We start from the raw sequence: 21,501 nt of genomic DNA on the forward strand, positions 1-21,501 counted from the left end.
TTTGTTTTGATATATTTCCCCATTCTATGGTCCTACTAACCCTTTTCTTCATAGAAGCATGAAATCCTCCATTCGAAGACGGGGTTTCCATGAAAAAGGACGTTGATTCATTTGAATCAACGTCCTATCATTATTTTTTCACAAGCGGTATATAAATGTCAAAATGCGGGTCCTCCGGGTCTTGATCCACAGGATAATATTCATGTTTAATCGGCATATAAGGGTCATAGTATTTTATTCCATCTTCTCTAAGCACATGATAGTCACTACTGAATAACCATTGATGCAAGTCCGAATACGTCTTGGTAACATCCTCTCCTTTGGGGTGGGACGTCTTCACATAGGTCCATGCAGGCACCCGTATTTCCACCATCCCCTCCGGGATTTCCTGTTTCTCTCCCACTTCATACACGGCATAATGTGCAAAGCCATTTTCCACTACATGATAAGACAAGCCTAACTGTACAGCCGGATTCAGCTTTTCCTTTAGCTCACTTGCACGTCCCTTCATTTGTTCAATTATATTTTTTAAATCTGGCACAATCTCATCGAACGTGCCTTCCCATTTTAATCCTATTGCCCGGTAAGCAGGCAAGGTGACCACTTGATACTTCATTGCTCCACCCATTTCCGTTAATATTTATATACTAGTCCTCACAAACCATCAACATGTTGCCATCGGGATCCTTGAAAACAAAAAATTGACCATGTTGGATTTCCGTTACAAGCTCTACCCCGTTTTCTTTCATAAATTGATAGGATGCATGGACATCCTCTGTCCCGAATTGAATGGCAGGGACATTGAGTGTCGGCAGTTTTCCATTTTCATCTCTCCACATCGGCATCGTATCAAGTATCATCCCTGATCCTTCGTCCATTCCCGCAGCAAATAAATGTCCGAAATGAACCTCTCCATCTTGGATACCTAGTATCTTTGCATACCACTGTTTTGCTTTTTCCACATCCGATACAGGGATGAACACCAAATTGATTTTGTTTTTCACCGGGCTTTTTACCATTATGAACCCCCTCCTTCTACTCCATCTATTCATAACAACTTGTTTTCTGCCGAGCCATGACTTTCAAACCGAAAAATTCGGAAGAGTAAACGGCGTGCGCAAATTTAAAATTTTAGCAGTGGACAGCAACTAGAAAATCGGATCATAAAATCCACTTGGTCATCCATTTCAAAGATCGGCGTTTCCGACATTACTCTGCCTGTTTTTGTCCTTCATCTACCTGATGAAAAAGATTTCATGGCGATGTTCCTGAGTTTTCTATGGGACGCCGATACCTTAAAGAGACATAATTCTCTCCCTCGATGTTGCCATACGCCTCTTTCTCACGAACAAACCGAAACCCTTTTGCCTCATAAAAAGGGATTCCTTTTTGGTTTCCTTTCAGCACGGAAACCCACTGCTCTTTGGCCCCCTTATGGCGCTGGATTTCTGTTAAGTGATGTAACAATTTAGTCCCTATTCCTTCCCTTCGGCGTTCGGGATCCAAATATAATACGTAGACTTCACTTGTGTTTTCTCCTGTCATCCCACCGCCAATGGCTCCTACAACGTTGTCGCCATCGAGGGCGACAAAATAGCCATCCCACCCTTGTGTTTCGTTTAATTCCTTCCGGATGCGATCATCATTGTAAAACACCTGGTTATTTCTTTTTAGATTCTCTGGACTCTTCAGATGTCCGATTGCAGCCTGTCTTCCCTCTATGCAAACCCTGGCGATGCCCTTCACATGCTCGGGCAATCCCCTTCTTACTACGATCATGCCAACCCTCCCATTTCTTTTTACTTATGGATTCTACAAAAAACTGTTTTTTCCTTTTGAAACGTGTTTCAATGAGAACTAGACACTACGAATTGAACATTCTTTTAGCTCCTTTTATCTTGACGGATAAGGTACAACCTCCATCTTGCAGAAAACAACAGCTACTTGTATAAGCAATGGATGGCGAATTCAGAAAATCGAATCCATAGACCAAGATAGGGTAGGGAAGGGAAACAAAAAGGAAGGGACAAACGTAACTATAATTAAACCATAGAAAAAGGAGAACCCCGTAATGGCCAAAATTCACCTCGAGAAATTTAAAATGCAAGACTTTCCTTACTATTATCGTCTTGTTTCGGATGAAAAAGTAATGGCTCAGATAACGGAAAGATCAATCCCTTTGGAGGAAGCCCGGACAAACTTTGAAACAATCGTAAAGCGCAATAACAAGGATGATGAAACAGGTTCCTATAAAATTACTGATGCACGTAGCGGCGGATTCATCGGGCAGGGGCATGTCACTCGGTATCAAGAGGCGAAAGAAGTAGCAGAAATTGGCTATATGATTTTGCCGGAATATTGGGGGAAAGGTTATGGGACAGAAATAGCGAGACTGTTGGTTGATTTGGCCCAACAAGCAGAAATACGAAAGTTGAAAGCCATCATCGATCCAGAAAACCATGCCTCCAGGAAAATTTTGCTTAGACAACAGTTTGTATCGGAAAAAGTATGTGAAATAGACGGATTGCCCGGTGAAATTCTCGGCAGGGTGCTATGATCGTCTTCCTTTGGTTCGTAAGTACGTGTATGCGGGAGCGAGGGGGAGATCATATAAATTGACCTGTAAAAACTGAAAGAATCAGAATGATGAAATAGCCATTGATTCCATTGAAGATGAATGTGGCAAGGTACCTTGTATTCTGCGGCACAGCTTCAGCTATCTGGGTAAGGAAATATCTTTCTGTGCAATGCCGAAGAAGCATCGACAAGTAATCAGAAAAACCGAACGAATCCGAATGCTCAGCACTTCGAATATTGTTCGGCTTTTGTTTTGCTCGCTATGCTTTTGTCGCGGCTTCTTGCATCCATATCGGCCATCATTCTGAAAAAAACGTATCCTCTATCTGTCGTTTTTCTAGTTCTTCCCTGGAATAGATGACTCGCATCGGATTTCCACCGACAAAGGTCCCTTCCTCCACATCCTTATGTACGAGCGTTCCCGCTGAAACAATTGCGCCGTCTCCGATGGTGACTCCTGGCAAAATCGTCGTGTTGGCTCCGATCATCACATTTTTTCCGATTTTGACTTCCCCGAGTCGATATTCACGGATCAGGTATTCATGTGCCAAGATGGTCGTATTATAGCCGATCACCGTATTTTTACCGACCGAAATTTTTTCCGGGAACATAATGTCCAGCATAACCATTAAAGCGAAAGCCGTCTGGTCGCCGACCTTCATCCGCAGAAAAGTCCGGTACAGCCAATTCTTCACGGACAAAAACGGTGTATAACGGGCAATCTGGATTACCGCAAAATTTTTCACCACTTTGAAAAACGGGACAGTTTTGTAGATATGCCATAGTGAGTTGGCCGTATCCACCCGATATCGCTCGGTTTTACGCACACTCATCACACTCCCAGTATATCCCTCAAATCGCTCATTTTTTCCAGCATGTAATCAGGGTTGTATGATTGCAGGAATTCCCGGCCTTTTATCGTCCAGGCAACACCGGCAGTAAGGGTGCCGGCATTATGTCCCGCCTCGATATCATGATAATTATCCCCTACCATCAAGGTCTCGGATGCTTTGGCATCCAGTTCCTGCAAAGCTTTCAAAATCGGTTCCGGATGCGGTTTGGCGTGGGTCACGTCCTCTAAACCTATCACGGTTTCAAACAAATGATCCATGCCGGTCCATTTCATTCCTTTCATCGCAGTCGATTTGACTTTGGTAGTGACGATTCCGAGCTGATAACCTGCCTCATGCAGATGTGTCAACGTTTCGACAACGGTCGGATAGGCCGTGACGTAACTGTCGTGATTTTCTAAATTATGCTTACGATAGGTGGCAATCATCTCTTCCACCTTTGCCGGATCGATTTTCATGAAGCTGTCTTTCAACGGCGGGCCGATGAACTCCAAAATTTCTTCGCGGGCATAAGGCTGTTTTGCATACTTGCCCAGTGTATGAGTGAATGAAGCGATAATCAGCTCATTGGTATCAATCAACGTTCCATCTAAATCAAAGAGTATCGTACGAATGTTCATGTGCGGGCTCCTTTCTCTGTCTCGATTCTGCCCTGTTCCAAAAATAAGCGATTCCAGCTGTCAACAAAATCGCAGTCGCCAATCTGATTGCCAAAAGCGGCCATACTGGTATGCCCAGCGGCACAAAAACCAACGTATCCTCCACCACCGCATGACAGGATACAAGAAAAATCAGCGACAAGTACATATCTTTCTTCGACACACCGTCTTCCTTGACGGCCTGGATCATCAAGCCGGCTCCATAGGCAAGACCGAGTGTCAGCCCGGCAACCAGCGTCATCGATGCATTTTTTTCCATGCCCAAAAACCTGGTGAACGGCGCGAACCAGTTAGAAAGTTTATCCATCCAGCCAAGCTCGCGGAAAAATTGCATGAATACCATCAATGGGATCACAATCAAAGCCAGCTGTAATACGCCCATGACAGCTGTCTGCAATCCCTGTGCAAAAATTCCCGTCCATGTATCCGGTATATGTTCGGATTTTGATATCAAGCCATATTGGGCGAGTTCTCCGCCGCCCTTCCAAAACAGGTTGATCAGCAATGCCGCAGCCAAAGCAAGTGAAACCCGGACACCGACGACAATCCACCAGCTGACGCCCACCTTGGACGCCACTGTCGATTCAATCAACAAGTTATGCGAAAACGACATCATCACAGCCATGATGAACACTTGTTTGACCGAAAAATCAAAGGAAACAATCGCTCCAATACCTGCATACAAGTTCAGCAAATTCCCGAGCACGAGCGGGACCGCTGCCTCGCCGGACAAGCCGATCCACTTCATCAGTGGACTGAGCAAATCCATCAACCACCCCAAAACCGGAGTGAAACGCAAAATGGTCACAATCAGGGTGACAGGAAAGATGACTTTTCCCAAAGTCCAGGACAGCGACAATCCTGCCTTGAATCCGCGTTGTAAAATACCAGTCATATGCTTTCCCTCTTTCTTCAGACTTTTCTTCCGTTGTATAGCCTATCTTCCTTCCCCGAGTACCGGCGATAGATAATCAGAGCGATGCTTAGTACAACTAATACAATCGAAATGACCTGGGCTGTCCGGAGCTGTCCGACAATATACAAACTGTCGGTCCGCATGCCTTCTATAAAGTAACGTCCGATCGAATACCAGATGACATAGCTTAAGAAAACTTCACCGCGCCTTGGGTTGAATCGGCGCAACAATAACAGCAGCACTAACCCTATCAAATTCCAGACGGACTCATACAGAAAAGTCGGGTGGTACATCACACCGCCGATGCACATTTGATTATTGATAAAGTCAGGAAGATACTGCAAGAAATTATCGTAAGCAGCTTGCGAAACCGGACCGCCATGGGCTTCCTGATTCATAAAATTTCCCCAGCGGCCGATTGCCTGCCCGAGAATGATGCTAGGCGCTGCAATATCGGCCAGCTGCCAAAAAGAAACCTTGCGTACCCTGGCAAATATGATCGCGGTGACAACAGAACCGATCAATGCTCCGTGGATGGCGATGCCGCCTTCCCAAATAGCGAATACATCCCACCAGGTCCCGCCGTCATAGCGATCCCATTCAAAGATGACATAATAAATCCGTGCCGAAATGATGGCAATTGGAATCGCAAACACGATCAAATCGACAAACAAATCTTTATTCAAACCGAGGCGGTCTGCTTCCCTTGTTGCCAACCACAGGCCGAGAAAAGCTCCAGCCGCGATAATCACTCCATACCAATAAACCGTCAGTGGTCCTAATTCCAATAATGCGCGATCTAGCGCGGGTGCACTACACGTCAAGTCGTCCGCCTCCTAATCCTGTATATCCTCGTTTTTTTCCTGTTGAATCATGTTGGTCAACCGTTCTGAAAACTCTTCCGCAGCGTTTACCCCCATCCTTTTCAAACGGAAGTTCATTGCCGCCACTTCGATGATGACAGACAAGTTTCTACCCGGCCGGACAGGAATGACAGCCTTCGGTATTTCTACGTCCATGATTTTCATGGTTTCTTCTTCCAATCCGAGACGGTCGTATTGCTTCTTCTGATCCCACAGCTCAAGGTTGATGATCATGGATATTTTTTTGTGCGAACGGACCGACCCTGCTCCGAACAACGTCATGACGTTGATGATTCCCAAGCCGCGGATTTCCAATAAATGCTCGATCAAAGGCGGAGAATTGCCGATTAGACTATCGTAATCTTCCTGCCGGATTTCAACGCTGTCATCAGCGACCAGCCGGTGTCCCCGTTTTACCAGCTCTAGCGCGGTCTCACTTTTACCAACACCACTCTGCCCGGTTATCAGGACGCCTATACCATAAATATCGACTAAAACGCCATGGATGGCAGTAAACGGGGCAAACCTGGTCTCCAAATAATTCGTCAGCCTGCTGGTCACCCTGGTCGTTTTATGCGGAGAACGCATCAGCGGCACACCAGAATTGTCTGCCGCTTCAATCAGCACTTCCGGGATGTCCATCCCTCTGGTTATGACGATCCCCGGGGTTATGTCTGTGCAAAGGTTTTCTACACGGTCCCGCTGTTCTTCCGTGCTCAGCTCGTTAAAAAAAGACATTTCCGTTTTGCCAAGCAACTGCAACCGATTTTTCGGATAATATTTAAAATAACCGGCCATTTCCAGACCAGGCCGGGAAATATCACTCATGAAAATCTCCCTGTGCACGCCATTGCGGCCTGCAACAAGTTCCAGGTTGAACTGGTTCAGTAAATCCTGGGTACGTACTTTTGCCATATGTATCCCTCCATCGTACCTTCCTAATCACTGTATCCTATTGTAGCACTTTTTTTATTCGGAGGCATTAGTGTGTAGATTTTCAGACGGAAAGGATTGGAACGCGGTGGAAAGGCTGGCAAGTTGACAAGGAAAGGAATGCATCAGGAAAGGATGTCTATCGCCACATTTCCAGGCACTATGGATACGTAATATGGAGAAAACGCGAAAATGGATCCTTTAACAATCGAGGCCACTGAAAAAATCCTAAAGTGGCCTCAACGATCGTTGCCGACTCCGCGAATCGCTTGTCGGTGGATGCTTGCCGCGGGCATGGCCTCAGCCGTATCTCCTCGTTTTTGCTTAAAAGAAAGCGGGCTGACGATACGATCCCGTCAGCCCGCTTATTTGTTTAACGATTCAAATCAACTGTGTCCCTGATCAATCGGTTGAGCAGCAAGTTCAATAGTGACAGGATGATTGCTGCAAGAATCGCCAACCCAAATCCATCAATTACAAACGAGCTGCCTATCAACCCCTGGGTAATCATCAAAGTAATTGCATTGATGACGAATAAAAACAACCCGAGCGTCAAAAACGTAATCGGCAACGTAAAAACAATTAAAATCGGTTTGACGATCACATTCAAAATAGACAAGATCAGACTTGCCAACAGTGCTGTTCCGAATCCCTCCAGGTAAAAGTCAGCAAACAACTGATCGACGACAATCAATGCCACCGCATTCAGCAAAATGGAAAGCAGCCATCGCTTCACCATCAGACGAACGGCTCCTTAGGCATGATGAATATTGCTAGGATATAGAGGATTCCGAGCGGGAAAAATCCTGTAAATATAAAAATCAATACGAACAATAACCGCAACAGCGTGGCGTCGATATCCACATATTCTGCCAGCCCTCCTAACACACCGGAAATTTTCCGATCGGTACGGGAACGGTATAACTTTCTGGACATATAATATCCCTCCTACTTGGTCGGTAACATCCACACGGACCCTGTTTTCGTTTCTGCTTCCACGTAAAACGGCTCCATATCTTGTTCGTGCTTGACTTCAAAGTGCAGCGAACGATTGATCATTTCTTTCTTTTCTTCGATTACTTGATAATTATTCAAATCGCAATGAATGTTTCCTATTTTGGTTTCGGCTTTGCCGTCGATGCGGAGTCGGTCCGGTAAAACCAGACGGACACTGCCGGTTGTCGTTTTGAAGAACCCTGATTTCGGTTGAAAGCCGTCCTGCCAAAGGCAACTAATACTGCCATTGACGAGCTGTGCGTCGATTTTCTCGAAGGTGCCCTCGACATTTATTTTTCCGTTGATGCTCTCCATATCCGCCACTTCCCACCGGCAATCGCTGATATTGATTGTACCGTTGGCAGTTTCTGCTTCCAGTACGGCACCCTTTCCTTCAGACAAATTGATCGAGCCGTTGGTCGATTTGATGTGTAACCGATCCACGCTTAATTTTTCACCATAAATGCTTCCATTAAACAATTTGACTACTGTTTTCCGGTAGTGCCTTTCTGGAACTTTGACGGTGATTTCCGTTTTTACCTGTTGACTTGGCAAATAAAACTGCACACGCTCCTCATCCAACTGAAAAACCGCTTCCTTATAAAACTTTTCCCGGGCTTGTTCCTGATTATCCACCTGATAGACTTTCGCATTGCACTCAATCCGGACATCGGTTTCATTCCATGGCTGAATCGTAACATTTCCGTTGGCGACATCGATATCGATGTCTTGGAAAACAGCGGAGTGATGGTGAAAAATGTGGGATACCTCGTAATACTTCCCAAAGTTAAAATCAAGATCGACATTTTTGATTTTTTGAAATGCTTCTTCGACAAAACCGAAAAAACTGGTTTTCTTACTTGCTTTTGTTTTATATTGCTGTTGACGGTTTCCCTCTTCCCAGTTCACTTTCGTGGAAACAGCGTTTTGTTGTTGTTCCGCTTGTTCGGCTTCTTCGAGCGCATCGAGCAACTCTTCTGCTTCTTCGGAACTGACCAGTCCATCTTCTACCATTTTCAAGATTTTTTTACGTTCTTCCTTCACTTTTTTCCACCTGCCTTGTTAGTTGCTAAAAAAAGCCGCTACAACTAAAACGTAAAACCTCGCTTGCAGGTACAGTTTAGTTCAGCGGCTTTTTTCCAATCCTCAATCAAAATTCCACGTGTAAAAACTTTCGTAGCCCAGCCGTTCCTTGGCAACTTCCTCCAGATCAGCTGCCGCTTCGGCACTGCCATTCATGCTGCCTAACACTCCTTGCGCCTGCGAGCGGTGCGCCATGATTGTTTTCATTTTTTGATCAAAAACGGGTTTTACATTATTTATTACGTCCGGCTCTCCGAAAAGTTTCACATGATCATGGCTTATTGCTTGTGCCCATACTTTTGGACGCTTGTCCGGATCCATCTGCTTTACCGCCTCAATCGCTGCAGCTCCCATTGCATTGTGGTCCGGGTGGACGGCATGGCCCGGATAGTGCGTAATCACCAGACTTGGTTCGATTTCTTCCAGTATGTTTTTCAAGTGTTTCGCTATTTCATCCCGGGACTCAAATTCCAGGGTCTTATCCCGATAACCAAGCATGCGCAATTCGACATCCATCACGTTGCAGGCATCGATCAGTTCTTTTCTGCGGAAATCTGACAAGGTTTCCCGATTGGCAAATGTCGGATTTCCCATGTTGCGCCCCATTTCTCCCAGGGTACCGCATAAATACGTAACCGGAACCCCTTCTTGCCTGAATTGGGTGATTGTACCAGAAGCACCGAATGCTTCGTCATCCGGGTGCGGATATATGACTACTACATGTTTTTCCAAAGCGATCATCTCTCCCTAACTAATTTTTAAACGGCTGCTCACTGATTTCCAAAGCGACCATCAGGCGTCCTTCCCGATCATGGCCCGCCATCAATAATCTATCTTGTTCATCAAGCTCCCATTGATTGACTCCTTCTGCATAAACCCATCCGATATCCAATTTCAAGCCGACACGGTATGTACCATTGTCTCCGACGATTTTCCCGTGCAGATAATTCACTTTCGCATTTCGGATAAATGCACCGACATTATAGGCATTTTCATTAAAATGGCTGGCATAGGCACCGTTGGTCGTTTCCAAATGGACATATACTTCCTTATTGGCCAGACGGTCCAGTTGCTTTTGTACTTCTTCTATATGAATAGGTTCCATTTCCCACTTTCCCTTCCTTCACCGAATACTATTTTTACCTTACCCAAAATCGGCTGAAGCGTCAAAGCATTTAGCTGATTGGACCTTCCTAATCTCTAAATATATTCGTAATACCTTACAAGGAAGCAGCATTCCACTACTCCAAGTGATGCCGATCAGAAGGAAATATATGTTTAAAACAAGCTGAAAAGGCTAGAAATGTAAGTGAAGCTTTAAAACTAGCGGTAAACATGTTGGAAGGAGTGTAACCATGGTAGTTCAACAGGAATTCCCTAAAGAAACGGGTATCGACCATAGCTTGGATTTGCTGCGGGAAGGGTACATGTACATCCCGAACAGACGACACAGCTTACAGCGTAACCTGTTCGAGACTCGTTTACTCGGACAAAGAGCGATTTGTATGGGTGGTAAAGATGCAGCGGAAGTTTTTTATGACCATACGAAATTCATAAGGAGCGGTGCAGCACCGAAAAGGGTTCAAAAAACGCTGTTTGGAGAAAACGGCGTCCAAACATTGGACGGGGAAGAACACCGGCACCGGAAACAAATGTTCATGTCGCTGATGTCGAAGGAACGATTGGAACTGCTTCATGAAATCACCTACAAACACCTCGACTTAATGGCGGCGGATTGGGAAAAAAGAAACTCGATCCGTGTATACCAAGAAGCAAAAAAACTGATGACCCGGGTGGCCTGTGAATGGGCTGGCGTTCCGCTTTGGGCTTCAGAAGTGGAAAAACGGGCAGAGGATCTAAGTACCATCATCGAATCCTCCGTTTCGATGGGTGTCCGCTATCAAAAAGGGAAAAATGCTCGAAAACGGTCGGAAAGTTGGATGATGGATTTGATCGAGCAAGTCAGAAGGCAAGAAAGAATGCCAAAGGAAGATACGGCATTATACACCATGGCTTGGCATCGGGACTTACAAGGAAATTTATTGGAACCTCGCGTAGCAGCAGTAGAGTTACTTAACATCCTCAGACCGATTGTGGCGATTGCCATCTATATAAGTTTTACAACCCTTGCCTTACATCAGTTTCCTGGTCAAGCAAGCAAACTGAAAGAAACCGGCCAGGATTACTACCGGCAATTTGTACAGGAAGTAAGACGTTACTACCCGTTTTTTCCGTTTGCCGGAGCACGTGTAAAAGAGGATTTCACATGGCATGGCTACCACTTTAAAAAGGGGACGTTGACGCTGCTTGACTTATACGGGACAAACCATGATGTTCACTTATGGGATAATCCCGATACGTTCTATCCGGAGCGTTTTACTGAATGGCAAGGAAGTCCTTTCGACTTTATTCCTCAAGGTGGAGGGGACCATTATCTCGGTCACCGCTGCGCTGGGGAATGGGTAACGATCCAAGTAATGAAGGTAGTGCTTGATTATATGGTTAATAGATTGGATTATCATGTCCCAGTGCAAGATTTAAGCTTCAGTATGGTTTCAATCCCAAGCATTCCTAAAAGCGGTATAAAGCTTACCGATGTAAAAAAGTTATGACTTGCTCATAGCGTGCACATCCAACATAACAAAAGGCTGCCGGTACAAAAGCATCGACACCAAAGCAAAAAAACCGAGCGAATTCTACAAGTTCTAGTAGAATCGCTCGGTTTTTAGTTTTATGTTCCTTTTAAGCTTCTAAAGCCGCCACGTTCTGTGGCAACGCCTGACACACATCGTGTGGGCGGCCTCCGACAAGCTTAAGAACAGCCTCGCCGTGGCGCCTTTTGCCACACAGAGGGTGGGCAGGGGGTAGGCGCTGGAGCTGGACGAACAAAAGCGCAAGCGCCTTGCTCACCCCCGCCAAGCTTAAGAACTGCCTCGGCGTGGCGTTTTTTGCCACACAGAGGGTGGGCTTAAGACCTCGAGGGGGTAGGCGCTGGAGCTGGACGTGGCTGTCTCAGTCAATCATTGTCCACATACAGTTAAATTTATCATTTTCTACACAAGCACAAAACCGTCTTTCAACCAAGACGGTTTTGTTTTCCTGTTACTTGGAACCTACTTTTTCCTGTTGCTTGACTTTATCGGCCATGCGTTGACGATCTCTTTCCAAAACCGGTTTCAGGTATTTTCCGGTATATGACTGCGGTGAGTCTGCCACTTGTTCCGGCGTACCCGTTGCAATGATCTGACCGCCACGGTCGCCGCCTTCCGGTCCAAGATCAATAATGTTGTCTGCCGCCTTGATGACATCCAGGTTATGCTCAATGATCAGCACGGTATCTCCGTTGTTGACCAACCGTTGCAGCACTTCCAACAGCCGCGATATATCATCCACATGCAAACCGGTTGTCGGCTCGTCCAAAATGTAAAAGGACTTGCCATTCGAGCGACGGTGAAGTTCGCTGGCCAGTTTGACACGCTGTGCCTCGCCGCCTGATAAGGTGGTCGCAGGCTGTCCAAGCCGGACATAGCCAAGACCGACATCGAATATGGTCTGCAGCTTGCGCTGGATTTTCGGGATATTGGCGAAGAAATCAAGCGACTCCTCAATGGTCATGTCCAATACGTCGGCGATATTTTTTCCTTTGTACTTCACTTCCAACGTCTCGCGATTATACCGTTTCCCATGACATACTTCGCAAGGAACGTACACATCCGGCAAAAAGTGCATTTCGATTTTGATGATCCCATCGCCACGGCAGGCTTCACAGCGACCGCCTTTCACATTGAAGCTGAACCTGCCTTTTTTGTAACCGCGGATTTTTGCTTCGTTCGTCTGGGCAAAAACATCACGGATATCGTCGAAAACACCAGTATAAGTCGCCGGATTGGAACGCGGGGTCCTACCTATCGGAGACTGGTCGATATCGATCACTTTATCCAAATGTTCGATTCCTTTGATTGTTTTATGCTTGCCAGGTTTTTGTTTACCCCGGTGCAGCTGCATCGAAAGGGATTTATGCAGTATTTCATTGATCAGCGTACTTTTGCCGGATCCCGAAACACCAGTGACTGCAGTAAACAACCCGAGCGGAATTTTTGCATCCACTTTTTTCAGGTTGTTTTCCTCTGCCCCGAGTACCTCAATTGCCCGATTATCCGGCTTTCGGCGTTCTTGCGGAAGCGGAATGAACTTCTTGCCGGACAAATATTGACCGGTCAAAGAGTTTTTGTCCTTCATGACCTGCTTCGGCGTACCACTAGATACGATTTGCCCGCCGTGCTCTCCGGCTCCAGGCCCGATATCGATCAACCAGTCTGCAGCATACATGGTATCTTCATCATGCTCTACCACGATCAGCGTATTGCCAAGGTCGCGCATCCGTTTCAAGGTTCCGATCAAACGATCGTTGTCACGCTGATGCAGACCAATCGATGGCTCATCCAATACATACAACACACCTGTCAGGGCAGAACCGATTTGTGTCGCCAGCCGAATCCGCTGGGCTTCCCCTCCAGACAACGTGCCGGCAGAACGGGCCAATGTCAAATAATCGAGTCCGACATTGTTCAGGAAGGTCAGTCTGTCGCAAATTTCCTTTAAAATCATCCGGGCGATCTGCTCTTCCTTCTCAGACAATTCGACTGACTCAAAAAATTGAAAAGCTTCGGTCACCGACATTTCCGTCACCTTGCCTACATGAAGCCCATTGACCAAAACAGCCAGCGCTTCGTCTTTGAGACGGTAACCGTCACACTTCGGACAAGGCTTCTGGGTCATGTATTTTTCCATCTGTTCGCGAATGAAATCGGAAGTCGTTTCCCGGTAACGACGAGCGATATTTTTCAAAACGCCTTCAAAATAAATATCATTTTCCCTAACCCGTCCAAAATCGTTTTCATAGCGGAAATGGATTTTTTCCTTGCCGCTTCCGTGCAAAATTTTATCCATCTGCCGTTTTGAAAGCTGTTTGACCGGAACATCCATATCAATGCCGAAATGGTTGCAGACACTTTCCAACAGCTTCGGGTAGTATTGTGAACTCGTCGGTTCCCAAGCAGCAATCGCTCCTTCTCTCAAGGACAGACTTCGGTCGGGCATCACCAAATCAACATCGACCTCCAGCTGCGTGCCCAATCCATCACAGCGTTCACAAGCGCCGAACGGACTATTGAAGGAAAACAGCCGCGGCTCCAATTCTCCGATGGAAAATCCGCAGATCGGGCATGCATGATGCTCACTGAACAGTAACTCTTCTTCTCCGATAACGTCGACAATCACATTTCCGTCACCAAGTCCAAGCGCCGTTTCCAACGAGTCAGACAAACGCCCGGAGACGCCTTCTTTGACAACGATCCGGTCGACAACCACTTCGATGGAATGCTTTTTGTTTTTTTCCAGTTTGATTTCATCGGTAATCTCATACATGTCGCCGTCTACCCTGACCCGGATATAGCCTTCTTTTTTCAAGTCCTCCAGCACCTTCACGTGTTCCCCTTTACGGCCGGAAACGACCGGTGCCAGGATTTGCAGTTTGGTTCTTTCCGGATATTCGAGGATCCGATCCACCATTTGCTGCACCGTTTGCGATGTTATTTCTATCCCATGAATCGGACAAGTCGGATGGCCGACACGGGCAAACAACAAGCGGAGATAATCATAAATCTCCGTGACAGTTCCGACAGTGGACCGCGGGTTCTTGCTTGTTGTTTTCTGGTCGATCGAGATTGCCGGCGAAAGTCCTTCTATCGCATCGACATCCGGTTTGTCCATCTGGCCGAGAAACTGGCGGGCATAGGCCGAAAGCGACTCGACATAACGGCGCTGGCCTTCTGCATAAATCGTATCGAATGCCAGAGATGATTTACCGGATCCCGACAGGCCGGTCAACACGACCAACTGATCTTTCGGTATGTCCACATCCACGTTTTTTAAATTATGGGCGCGTGCCCCTTTAATCGTTATCGATTTTTTTGCCATTCCTAGGTCATCCTTCCGCTTTAAGTTCCAAAACCAAGTCACGCAGCTCGGCGGCCCGTTCGAAGTTCAGGTCCCTTGCCGCCTGTTTCATTTCTTTTTCCATATCCTCGATCACTTTCTCCCGTTCCTTCTTGGTCATCTCCGACAGCTTTGGTTGTTCAGATTTATACTCTTCTGTTTCTTCGGCTGCCACAGTTGCGCGGATCACATCGCGGACATCCTTTTTGATGGTCTTCGGTGTAATGCCGTGTTCTTCATTATAAGCCTGTTGTTTTACACGACGACGGTTGGTTTCATCGATTGCCTTTTCCATCGAATCAGTAACTTTATCGGCATACATGATGACACGGCCGTTTTCGTTACGTGCCGCTCTTCCCATTGTCTGAATCAGGGAGCGCTCGGAACGCAGGAAGCCTTCTTTATCCGCATCCAATATCGTCACGAGGGAAACTTCAGGAATATCGAGTCCTTCACGAAGCAGGTTGATTCCTACTAATACATCATATTTACCCACCCGCAGGTCCCGGATAATCTCGATTCTTTCCAGCGTTTTGATTTCAGAATGCAAATAAGCTACTTTGATGCCGATTTCCTTCAGGTAATCGGTTAAGTCCTCTGACATTTTTTTAGTCAGCGTGGTTACCAATACACGCTCATTTCGCTCGATCCGTTTGTTGATTTCTCCGATTAAATCGTCGATCTGCCCTTCAATCGGACGGACTTCGACTTCCGGATCCAACAAGCCGGTCGGACGGATGATTTGCTCGGTCATTTTTGGTGTATGCTCCAACTCATAAGGGCCAGGAGTCGCCGATACATAAACCATCTGGTTGATTTTCTTTTCGAATTCACTGAATGTCAGCGGACGGTTGTCCATAGCGGATGGCAACCGGAAACCATGGTCAACCAACACTTGTTTTCTCGCCTGGTCACCATTGTACATTCCGCGAATTTGCGGCAGGGTGACGTGGGACTCATCCACCACGATAAGAAAATCATCCGGGAAATAATCGATCAGCGTATATGGTGTCGATCCTGGTTCGCGGAAAGTCAAATGACGGGAATAGTTTTCGATTCCCGAACAAAAGCCCATTTCATTCATCATTTCCAAATCATAATTGGTCCGCTGTTCGATGCGCTGTGCTTCCAGCAGCTTGTTTTGGTCCTTCAACTCTTTTACCCGTTCATTAAGCTCCTGTTCGATATTTTTTATCGCTTTTTTTAAATTTTCTTCACGGGTGACGAAGTGGGAAGCCGGGAAAATCGCAATATGCTCCCGATCGCCGATAATCTCGCCGGTCAAAGCATCGACTTCCCGGATCCGGTCGATTTCGTCCCCGAAAAATTCGATGCGCAGGCAATGCTCCTCCCGGGAAGCTGGAATGATTTCCACCGAGTCACCGCGGACGCGGAACGTGCCGCGTTGGAAATCAATATCATTGCGGGCATACTGGATATCGACCAAGTCACGCAACAGCTGATCCCGGTCTTTTTCCATTCCGGTCCGGAGCGAGAGCACCTGGCTGCGGTATTCTTCCGGAGAACCCAACCCATAGATGCATGATACGCTGGCGACAATCAGGACATCATTGCGTTCAAACAATGCAGATGTTGCCGAGTGGCGCAATTTATCGATTTCATCGTTGATGCTCGCGTCTTTTTCGATAAACGTGTCCGTCGACGGAACGTATGCTTCCGGTTGATAGTAATCATAATAACTGACGAAATACTCTACGGCATTATCCGGAAAAAATTCTTTGAATTCACTGTACAGCTGACCTGCCAGTGTTTTATTGTGCGCAATCACCAGCGTCGGGCGATTAATTTCTTTAATGACATTCGACATCGTGAACGTTTTGCCTGTCCCCGTAGCTCCAAGAAGCGTCTGATGCTTCTTCCCTTTTTTCAGACCGTCCACCAGTTCATCTATTGCTCTCGGCTGATCTCCCTCAGGCTGATACTGGGCAACAAGGTCGAATTTATTTTCCACGATCGAACCAACCTCCGTTCTTTCTATTCCTGAACTATTTTATCACATTGTATTACTATATTAACACAAAACCGAACAAACATTCGACTTATGCAGCTTTTTTCTTCTAATGAATGCCGGTTGCCGGCACGAAGACAGTTTAACACGTTCTTTTCAAGGTTTATAGAAAAATGATTGACACATGGCAGTGTTCACAAAGTAGTCATCTACAAGCATTGTAGTATTACTGGCAATTGCCTATAATCTGAGATAGGAGCGCTTATTAGCGAGAAAGGATGAAGTTTGAGAATGAAACGAATTTTATTTTTCCTTGTCATCATGCTTTTTGGTCTTGCTGCCTGCGGACAATCCGATAACAAGGGTTCTGGCGATGAAAACAGCGAACCACAACCCCTCGAAGTAGATTTGCAAGTCCCAGAACATGCAGACAGCGGTGAAGCCGTCAGCATGACCGCAAAAGTAACACAAGGTGGAGAAAATGTCGGCGATGCCGATGAAGTAGAATTTGAAATATGGCAGGAAGGCGCAAAAGACGACAGTGAAATGATCGAAGCGGAATACCAGGAAGACGGTGTCTATGGAATAGAAAAGAAATTTGACGCGGACGGTACCTTTATCGTTCAGTCCCATGTCACTGCTCGGCAAATGCATATCATGCCGAAAAAATCGATTGTTATTGGTGATGCAAAAGACGAAGATGCAGAAGAAGGACATAGCCACGGGGACGATGAAACTGCAGGAGAAGATGACAGCAACCATCATCACCATGATGATTTAGCTGTCGAACTCCATGCTCCGGATTCCCTGACCGTTCATGAGGAAAGCGAAGTGACGGTAAGCATCAACCAGGAGGACGAGCCGTTGACTGGCGCCAATGTCACACTGGAAATCTATCATGATCCGGAAGAGGATCCTCAATGGGTCAATTTGACAGAAGGGGACAACGGTATGTATGCCGGCAAAGTCACCTTTGCACACAGTGGTGAGCATGACATCACCATCCACGTAAAAAAAGAAGAGTTGCATACACATGAAGAGACCACACTAGGGGTGGAAGAATAAAAATATCGTGGCAACGTCCATAAGATAGAGGAGCCTTTTCTTTTGATGATTCGGCTCCTCTCTTATTTGTCGATAGGATGACGTGATTTCATAGAAGCTTCCCTGAATATCACGACCAACTACAAGACCAAACCAAGTTGTCCTCGAATAAATTCACCTATACCAAAGGCTCTACTATCCAAATGTTATAGCCGTCGGGATCGGCGATGACTGCCTCCTTCACTCCCCATTCACGGTCTATCGGTTCCTGGATAATTTGTCCACCTGCTTCTTTTATGGAAATGACCGTTTTGTTCACGTCATCTACCTCAAACTCGATCACGATACCTTTTTCCACTGGTTCCGGTTCATCGATGAGATGTAATAACACCGTGACTTTTCCGTCCCCCGTTCCAACGGAATAAAAAGCCATTCCATTCTCGACAAAGTCTTCCGGAAGATGTAAAACATCTTTGTAAAATGTCCTGGACCTATCTAAGTCCTTTACAGGGACTACGATCGTATTCAGTTTTTTGATTTTGAACTCTGCCATTCTAACCATCTCCTCTCCTTCTTCTGAAACGCTTCTACTCTACATAAGTAGAATAGGGTAGACAATATGATAATGCATTCTATGAAAGTTATCCTAACACAAAATGCCAATTAATTCCTCTTCTTTGCGGGATTTTCAGCTCGTGCTGTTCCCGTTGGAGTCTCCGTATCTTGCCTTCGCTATATTTTCGCGGTTTGGTTCCAACCGGATAAAGATAAGATGAATAGAAGAACCTTATGCTTCTATTAACTGATAAGTACTAAGTAGTGGCTAAAATAGGGGGGTTTTTCCACTGAAATTGAAGGGTTCGACCAACAACAAAAAAAGGGCAAAGAAATAATCCTGGTTTACATTGGCTTATCTTCCTACCAGTAATGGTAAGGAGCAAAACTGAAATCACACCAGATCACCTTGCCGGAGTGGAAAGTTGCACTTCTCATAGGAGAAGGGTAGAACGGTTTGCTTTCTGCTCATCAAAAAAAAACCGAACGAATCGTTCGGTTTTTTTTGGAAAAGGCACCTTTGTTTTATGTTGCAGTTTATTGATAGCTCTGATCGTATTGGTTCACTTCAAACAAATCAATGAGTTCGATATCCTGGTGTTTATCCTGGAACCAGCGCAGTGAAAAATCGTTCTTGAACAAAGCGAGATACTCTCCCTCACGATCTTTCACAAGCAGGTTGCGCTCATCGAACATCGAACGGTCGACTTGTTCTTCCTTGAGCCAGCGCGGAATCCGCTCTCCGATCGATTCCAGCATAACCTCGACATTGTACTCGTTTTTCATCCGGTAATCGAACACTTCGTACTGCAGTTCACCGACGGCTCCGATGATATAAGATTCATCATTGACGCCTCGGAACAACTGGATGGCGCCTTCTTGAACCAACTGCTCAATGCCTTTTTTGAACTGCTTCGCCTTCATGACGTTTTTGGCGGAGACTTTTTTAAACAGTTCTGGAGGGAACTGTGGCAACTCATCATATTCAAACGACTCTTTGCCTTCTATCAACGTATCGCCGATCCGGTAAGCGTTCGGATCATAAATGCCGATAATATCCCCGGCATACGCTTCTTCCACCGTATCTCGCGAAGAGGCGACGAATTGTTGGGACTGAGCCAGTTTGATCGGCTTATCGGTCCTTGCCAGCTTGACGCTCATTCCCCGTTCGAACTTTCCGGAGCATACGCGCAGAAAGGCAACCCGGTCACGGTGCGCCGGATTCATGTTTGCCTGGATTTTGAAAACAAAACCGGAAAAATCAGGGTTATCCGGGCTGATTAATCCTTCGGTCGACTTTCGTGCTGTCGGAGCCGGTGCCATGGAAATGAAAGTATCAAAAAAAGTCTGTACGCCGAACGGGGCAAGTGCACTACCGAAAAAGATCGGAGTCTGCTCGCCTCTCAACACGGCGTCAAGCGAAAATTGATCACCTGCTTCATCCAGCAGTGCAAGCTCATCTTCCGTTTCTTTATAAGTTGCATCATTTACCAAATCAGCATATTCCGCCTTGTCGAGATCGGCATATGGTATATAGCTTTCCTCTTCATTGCCGTTAAACCGGACGAATTGCTCGCCGTGCCGGTCGAAAATCCCCAAGAATCGTTTCCCCATTCCTACCGGCCAGTTCATCGGATAGGTTTCGATATCGAGTACTTCCTCGATCTCTTCCATCAATTCAAGTGGTTCACGGCCTTCCCGGTCCAGCTTGTTGATGAAGGTAAAAATCGGAATGCCACGCATCCGGCAAACTTTGAAAAGCTTGATTGTCTGCGCCTCGATCCCTTTCGTGGCATCTATGATCATCACCACACTGTCGACCGCAGTCAACGTCCGGTACGTATCTTCACTGAAGTCCTCGTGACCAGGGGTATCCAAAATATTCACTTGATGCCCTTTGTAAGGAAAATTCATGACACTGGAGGTGACGGAAATCCCCCGCTGTTTCTCGATTTCCATCCAGTCCGATGTAGCAAATTTCCCGGACTTTTTCCCTTTGACTGTACCCGCCGACCGAATCAGGTTCCCGAATAACAAAAGCTTCTCGGTCAAGGTTGTTTTACCGGCATCGGGGTGGGAAATAATCGCAAAGGTTTTCCGCTTGTTCACTTCTTCTTTAATAGACATATAAAAATCCCTTTCATATAGATTGATTGGTATTAAGTTTCTGTACAGCAAGGGATTTATGTTTACATTGGATGATTCTCCTTTATCTAAAATGCACCTGCCATTGACAGGTGCGTCAAAATCTCTGCTTCGAGCGAACGACTCCCCTTCGGGAGAAAAATTTTTAATCCTTTACTATCATAGCTAATTTGACTGCTGTTTATCAACCAGAAAATTGCAATTCATTCACTAACCTATCGAAAGCCGCAAATTATAAACCGAACGCATCCTTGATCAACAATGCTGTTTGTGCTGCTGTCTGTTCCGAATTATCGATTCGCAGGTAAGGTTTCCGTGTCATTTCGCCTGGCTCAGAGTTCAAACGATGCTGTTCGTGCGTCAGGCGCAAATTGCTTTCTGACTGTTTCAAATCCCGTTTCGTCGGTTTTTGTGCGAGGCGGTGCGTGGATACATTGCGTTCCAACCTAGTTGACAATGGCGCTTCCAGTTCCACAAACATTATTTCTGCTCCCTCGGATTTGAACGTCTCACAGATTTTTTCGACGAAATCCCAGTCCTCCTGCTCGTCGAATGCCCACACGTAGGTGAAAATCATCCCGGGCAAATCACTTTTCGCTACCTCTTCGAAGATTTCATGACGAAACAGATTGACAAGACGCTGGAACGACTCCGAGTCAAAATCAAAAAAATGATGGACCAAATCGATAGTCATATGATTATGGAACAACTTCAATCCAGTCAATTTTTCGAGTTCCTGCCCGACGGTCATTTTCCCGACAGCTTGCGGACCGTATAACAGAATGAATTTCATGCCCTCTCCCCCTATGCTGCTGTATCGTTTTTTCTAATCCTAACACAAATCTGAAAGGATGCCTTCCACGAATTTGACGGATTTTTCTCTGCATTCCTTCATCCCACAGCTTGCTGCCTC

General features: G+C 46.1%; 21 protein-coding genes. 3 read left to right on the forward strand and 18 right to left on the reverse strand.

Going from position 1 to position 21,501, the window contains the following annotated elements; genetic code table 11:
• Nucleotides 1-130: 130 nt before the first annotated feature.
• From ABVF09_RS13670 to ABVF09_RS13680, 3 genes are all read right to left on the reverse strand, one after another.
• Nucleotides 131-616: a GyrI-like domain-containing protein gene (locus ABVF09_RS13670; RefSeq protein WP_026772287.1), complete on the reverse strand. Its 486-nt coding sequence runs from the start codon at nt 614-616 to the stop codon at nt 131-133.
• Between the two features lie 31 nt (nt 617-647).
• Entirely contained in the window at nt 648-1,019 is a 372-nt protein-coding gene (locus tag ABVF09_RS13675; protein ID WP_371069403.1) for a VOC family protein, read from the reverse strand.
• A 235-nt stretch (nt 1,020-1,254) separates the two neighbouring features.
• Nucleotides 1,255-1,779: a GNAT family N-acetyltransferase gene (locus ABVF09_RS13680; RefSeq protein WP_026570932.1), complete on the reverse strand. Its 525-nt coding sequence runs from the start codon at nt 1,777-1,779 to the stop codon at nt 1,255-1,257.
• Between the two features lie 292 nt (nt 1,780-2,071).
• Between ABVF09_RS13680 and ABVF09_RS13685 the strand changes: the two genes are divergently transcribed.
• On the forward strand, nt 2,072-2,557 hold the full coding sequence (locus tag ABVF09_RS13685) for a GNAT family N-acetyltransferase (RefSeq protein WP_153463245.1): 486 nt from the start codon (nt 2,072-2,074) through the stop codon (nt 2,555-2,557).
• Nucleotides 2,558-2,876: 319 nt separating this feature from the next.
• Here the strand turns inward: ABVF09_RS13685 and ABVF09_RS13690 are convergent, their stop codons facing one another.
• From ABVF09_RS13690 to ABVF09_RS13735, 10 genes are all read right to left on the reverse strand, one after another.
• Complete coding sequence (locus ABVF09_RS13690; RefSeq protein ID WP_026570934.1) at nt 2,877-3,404, reverse strand: acyltransferase; 528 nt, start codon at nt 3,402-3,404, stop codon at nt 2,877-2,879.
• Between the two features lie 5 nt (nt 3,405-3,409).
• Entirely contained in the window at nt 3,410-4,048 is a 639-nt protein-coding gene (gene ppaX / locus ABVF09_RS13695; protein WP_371069404.1) for a pyrophosphatase PpaX, read from the reverse strand.
• Nucleotides 4,023-4,982 carry a nucleoside recognition domain-containing protein gene (locus tag ABVF09_RS13700; RefSeq protein WP_371069405.1) on the reverse strand — a complete coding sequence of 320 codons (960 nt, stop codon included), beginning with the start codon at nt 4,980-4,982 and terminating at the stop codon, nt 4,023-4,025. The genes ppaX and ABVF09_RS13700 overlap by 26 nt, the downstream gene beginning before the upstream one ends.
• Nucleotides 4,983-4,999: 17 nt before the next feature.
• Entirely contained in the window at nt 5,000-5,827 is an 828-nt protein-coding gene (gene lgt, locus ABVF09_RS13705) for a prolipoprotein diacylglyceryl transferase (protein ID WP_371069406.1), read from the reverse strand.
• Between the two features lie 12 nt (nt 5,828-5,839).
• Entirely contained in the window at nt 5,840-6,781 is a 942-nt protein-coding gene (gene hprK / locus ABVF09_RS13710; RefSeq protein WP_026570938.1) for an HPr(Ser) kinase/phosphatase, read from the reverse strand.
• A 391-nt stretch (nt 6,782-7,172) separates the two neighbouring features.
• Nucleotides 7,173-7,538: a phage holin family protein gene (locus ABVF09_RS13715; RefSeq protein WP_026570939.1), complete on the reverse strand. Its 366-nt coding sequence runs from the start codon at nt 7,536-7,538 to the stop codon at nt 7,173-7,175.
• The gene (locus ABVF09_RS13720; RefSeq protein WP_026570940.1) at nt 7,538-7,735 is read right to left on the reverse strand and encodes a PspC domain-containing protein; all 198 of its coding nucleotides are present in this window, start codon (nt 7,733-7,735) and stop codon (nt 7,538-7,540) included. The genes ABVF09_RS13715 and ABVF09_RS13720 overlap by 1 nt, the downstream gene beginning before the upstream one ends.
• Nucleotides 7,736-7,747: 12 nt before the next feature.
• Entirely contained in the window at nt 7,748-8,839 is a 1,092-nt protein-coding gene (locus ABVF09_RS13725; protein ID WP_153463239.1) for a DUF4097 family beta strand repeat-containing protein, read from the reverse strand.
• A 102-nt stretch (nt 8,840-8,941) separates the two neighbouring features.
• Nucleotides 8,942-9,610, reverse strand: a complete 669-nt coding sequence (gene bshB2 / locus ABVF09_RS13730) for a bacillithiol biosynthesis deacetylase BshB2 (RefSeq protein WP_035427055.1) — start codon at nt 9,608-9,610, stop codon at nt 8,942-8,944.
• Between the two features lie 19 nt (nt 9,611-9,629).
• Nucleotides 9,630-9,983: a YojF family protein gene (locus ABVF09_RS13735; protein WP_026570942.1), complete on the reverse strand. Its 354-nt coding sequence runs from the start codon at nt 9,981-9,983 to the stop codon at nt 9,630-9,632.
• A gap of 250 nt (nt 9,984-10,233) precedes the next feature.
• Here ABVF09_RS13735 and cypC point away from each other — a divergent pair, with 250 nt between their 5' ends.
• Nucleotides 10,234-11,490, forward strand: coding sequence for a CYP152 family fatty-acid peroxygenase CypC (gene cypC, locus ABVF09_RS13740; RefSeq protein ID WP_371069407.1), 1,257 nt, complete (start codon nt 10,234-10,236; stop codon nt 11,488-11,490).
• Nucleotides 11,491-11,980: 490 nt separating this feature from the next.
• Here cypC and uvrA read toward each other — a convergent pair whose 3' ends face one another.
• Nucleotides 11,981-14,857 (reverse strand): excinuclease ABC subunit UvrA, encoded by a 2,877-nt coding sequence (uvrA, locus tag ABVF09_RS13745; protein WP_371069408.1) that lies wholly within the window; start codon nt 14,855-14,857, stop codon nt 11,981-11,983.
• A 7-nt stretch (nt 14,858-14,864) separates the two neighbouring features.
• A complete protein-coding gene (gene uvrB / locus ABVF09_RS13750) occupies nt 14,865-16,847 on the reverse strand; it encodes an excinuclease ABC subunit UvrB (RefSeq protein WP_026772277.1) in 1,983 nt (660 codons plus the stop codon).
• A 288-nt stretch (nt 16,848-17,135) separates the two neighbouring features.
• Between uvrB and ABVF09_RS13755 the strand changes: the two genes are divergently transcribed.
• The gene (locus ABVF09_RS13755) at nt 17,136-17,909 is read left to right on the forward strand and encodes a FixH family protein (protein WP_371069409.1); all 774 of its coding nucleotides are present in this window, start codon (nt 17,136-17,138) and stop codon (nt 17,907-17,909) included.
• Nucleotides 17,910-18,066: 157 nt separating this feature from the next.
• On the opposite strand, the gene ABVF09_RS13760 is transcribed toward ABVF09_RS13755, so the two are convergent.
• The 3 genes from ABVF09_RS13760 to ABVF09_RS13770 form a co-directional block, all read right to left on the reverse strand.
• Nucleotides 18,067-18,441, reverse strand: a complete 375-nt coding sequence (locus ABVF09_RS13760) for a VOC family protein (RefSeq protein ID WP_161993074.1) — start codon at nt 18,439-18,441, stop codon at nt 18,067-18,069.
• A 539-nt stretch (nt 18,442-18,980) separates the two neighbouring features.
• Nucleotides 18,981-20,570 carry a peptide chain release factor 3 gene (locus ABVF09_RS13765; protein WP_153463229.1) on the reverse strand — a complete coding sequence of 530 codons (1,590 nt, stop codon included), beginning with the start codon at nt 20,568-20,570 and terminating at the stop codon, nt 18,981-18,983.
• A 250-nt stretch (nt 20,571-20,820) separates the two neighbouring features.
• Nucleotides 20,821-21,381, reverse strand: a complete 561-nt coding sequence (locus ABVF09_RS13770; RefSeq protein WP_153463227.1) for an AAA family ATPase — start codon at nt 21,379-21,381, stop codon at nt 20,821-20,823.
• Nucleotides 21,382-21,501: the final 120 nt, after the last annotated feature.

It is taken from the genome of Sediminibacillus sp. JSM 1682029 (assembly GCF_041366435.1).
GTDB lineage: Bacteria > Bacillota > Bacilli > Bacillales > Amphibacillaceae > Sediminibacillus > Sediminibacillus terrae.

Excerpts from the sequence above, each read along its gene's own strand:
- ABVF09_RS13675 (WP_371069403.1), bottom strand. The coding sequence starts at position 1,019 with ATGGTAAAAAGCCCGGTGAAAAACAAAATCAATTTGGTGTTCATCCCT.
- uvrA (WP_371069408.1), bottom strand. The coding sequence starts at position 14,857 with ATGGCAAAAAAATCGATAACGATTAAAGGGGCACGCGCCCATAATTTA.
- ABVF09_RS13670 (WP_026772287.1), bottom strand. The coding sequence starts at position 616 with ATGAAGTATCAAGTGGTCACCTTGCCTGCTTACCGGGCAATAGGATTA.
- ABVF09_RS13700 (WP_371069405.1), bottom strand. The coding sequence starts at position 4,982 with ATGACTGGTATTTTACAACGCGGATTCAAGGCAGGATTGTCGCTGTCC.
- cypC (WP_371069407.1), top strand. The coding sequence starts at position 10,234 with ATGGTAGTTCAACAGGAATTCCCTAAAGAAACGGGTATCGACCATAGC.
- ABVF09_RS13765 (WP_153463229.1), bottom strand. The coding sequence starts at position 20,570 with ATGTCTATTAAAGAAGAAGTGAACAAGCGGAAAACCTTTGCGATTATT.
- ABVF09_RS13770 (WP_153463227.1), bottom strand. The coding sequence starts at position 21,381 with ATGAAATTCATTCTGTTATACGGTCCGCAAGCTGTCGGGAAAATGACC.
- ABVF09_RS13720 (WP_026570940.1), bottom strand. The coding sequence starts at position 7,735 with ATGTCCAGAAAGTTATACCGTTCCCGTACCGATCGGAAAATTTCCGGT.
- ABVF09_RS13685 (WP_153463245.1), top strand. The coding sequence starts at position 2,072 with ATGGCCAAAATTCACCTCGAGAAATTTAAAATGCAAGACTTTCCTTAC.
- ABVF09_RS13735 (WP_026570942.1), bottom strand. The coding sequence starts at position 9,983 with ATGGAACCTATTCATATAGAAGAAGTACAAAAGCAACTGGACCGTCTG.
- ppaX (WP_371069404.1), bottom strand. The coding sequence starts at position 4,048 with ATGAACATTCGTACGATACTCTTTGATTTAGATGGAACGTTGATTGAT.
- ABVF09_RS13680 (WP_026570932.1), bottom strand. The coding sequence starts at position 1,779 with ATGATCGTAGTAAGAAGGGGATTGCCCGAGCATGTGAAGGGCATCGCC.
- hprK (WP_026570938.1), bottom strand. The coding sequence starts at position 6,781 with ATGGCAAAAGTACGTACCCAGGATTTACTGAACCAGTTCAACCTGGAA.
- ABVF09_RS13715 (WP_026570939.1), bottom strand. The coding sequence starts at position 7,538 with ATGGTGAAGCGATGGCTGCTTTCCATTTTGCTGAATGCGGTGGCATTG.
- ABVF09_RS13760 (WP_161993074.1), bottom strand. The coding sequence starts at position 18,441 with ATGGCAGAGTTCAAAATCAAAAAACTGAATACGATCGTAGTCCCTGTA.
- ABVF09_RS13755 (WP_371069409.1), top strand. The coding sequence starts at position 17,136 with ATGAAACGAATTTTATTTTTCCTTGTCATCATGCTTTTTGGTCTTGCT.